Origin of the sequence: Streptomyces sp. RP5T, assembly GCF_003933965.1 — a bacterium.
GTDB lineage: Bacteria > Actinomycetota > Actinomycetes > Streptomycetales > Streptomycetaceae > Streptomyces.
The window spans coordinates 1-1,489 of sequence record NZ_RSAJ01001056.1; the positions used below are offsets into that span (position 1 = coordinate 1).

Annotated in this window: 2 protein-coding genes; one reads left to right on the forward strand and one right to left on the reverse strand. The window is 73.5% G+C overall.

The features are described from left to right. Window positions 1-364 (reverse strand): LacI family DNA-binding transcriptional regulator (locus tag EHS43_RS44425; protein ID WP_148104337.1); only part of this gene is annotated, 364 nt, incomplete at its 3' end. Between the two features lie 46 nt (window positions 365-410). On the opposite strand from EHS43_RS44425, the gene EHS43_RS44430 reads away from it, so the two are divergent. After that, the coding region (locus EHS43_RS44430; protein WP_148104338.1) for an MFS transporter at window positions 411-1,489 on the forward strand (1,079 nt) is incomplete at its 3' end.

The following is a 1,489-nucleotide window of genomic DNA, read 5'->3' on the forward strand; positions in this document are numbered from 1 at the left end:
CTTCGGGGGAGGGGTAGAGGACGACGCCGAAGCCGTGGTCCGCGGCGACGCGTGCGGCGCCGGTGTAGACGCCGGCGAAGAACTCGGTGGTGAGGGCGGGGACGACGAGGAGGACGGTGCGGGTGTGGCCGAGGCGGAGGTTGCGGGCGGCGAGGTTGGGGCGGTAGCCGAGGTCGCGGGCGGCTTCGCGGACGCGTTCGGCGGTGGTCTCGGAGACGCGGCCGCGCCATTTGTCGCCGAGGACGAGGGAGACGGCGGCCTGGGAGACGCCGGCCGCCTGTGCGACGTCGCGGCTGGTCGGTCGCGTGCTGCTGCGTGCCACCGTGGGTCCGCTCCTTCGTCTGGACGTCCGAACAGCGCACATGGTACGTATGGGAGTCGAGGTTATACGTATTACTTGGAGGCGGGACATGGCCGCGGGATACCTGGAGATCCTCAGGGCGAGGCATGCGGCGCGCCTGCTGACGGGGACGCTGGTGGGCCGGCTGCCGAACGCCACGGCGGCGATCGCGATCGTGCTGTTCGTGCGCGCGGAGGGCGGCACGTACAGCCTCGCGGGGGCTCTCGCGGCCGTCTACGGGGTCGCCAACGCCGTGGGGCAGCCGGTGCTCGGGCGGCTCGTCGACCTCCATGGCCAGCCTCGCGTGCAGCTCCCGTCGGCCGTGCTGTCGGCCCTCGCGATGGCCCTGTTCGCCGCCACCGGCACCGATCCGCTTCCGCTCGCCTACGCCGCGGTGGCGGCCGCGGGGCTCTTCACGCCGCCGCTGGAGGGCGGCCTGCGGGCGCTGTGGCCGAGCGTGCTGCGCCGGGAGGACCAGGTGCACACGGCGTACGCGATGGACGCGGTGGCGCAGGAAGTCATGTTCACGGTGGGGCCGTTGCTGGTGACACTGTGCGTGTCGCTGTGGTCGGCGCAGGCGGCGCTGGTGGTGCTGAACGTGATCGGGGTCCTCGGTGCCCTCTCGGTGGTGGTGTCGCCGCCTTCGCGCGCGTGGCGCTCGGGGCCGCGTGAGGCGCACTGGCTCGGTGCGCTGCGCTCGGCCGGGCTGCTGGCGCTGCTCGGCGCGTTCCTGTTCGTCGGGATCGCGCTCGGCTCGATCACGGTCGCGTCGGTGCCGTACGCGGACGAGCACGGCGGGGACGCGGTGTACGGCTGGCTGATGGCCGGGATCGGTCTCGGGGCCCTGGTGGGCGGCACGGTGTACGGGGCCCGGCAGTGGGCCGGTGAGCCCGCGCGGCGACTGCGGGTGCTGGTGGGCCTCCTGGCGGTGTGTTACCTGCCGCTGACGCTGATGCCGGGCGCGGTCGCCATGACGCTGCTGATGGTCCTCGCGGGTGTATTCCTGGCGCCGGTGATCGCGTGCGCGTTCGTCCTGGTGGACCGGCACGCCCCGACTGGGACGGTGACCGAGGCGTTCTCCTGGCTCGTGACGACGTTCACGGTGGGCGCCTCGGTGGGCACGGGGCTCGCGGGCCCGGTGGTGGAGGG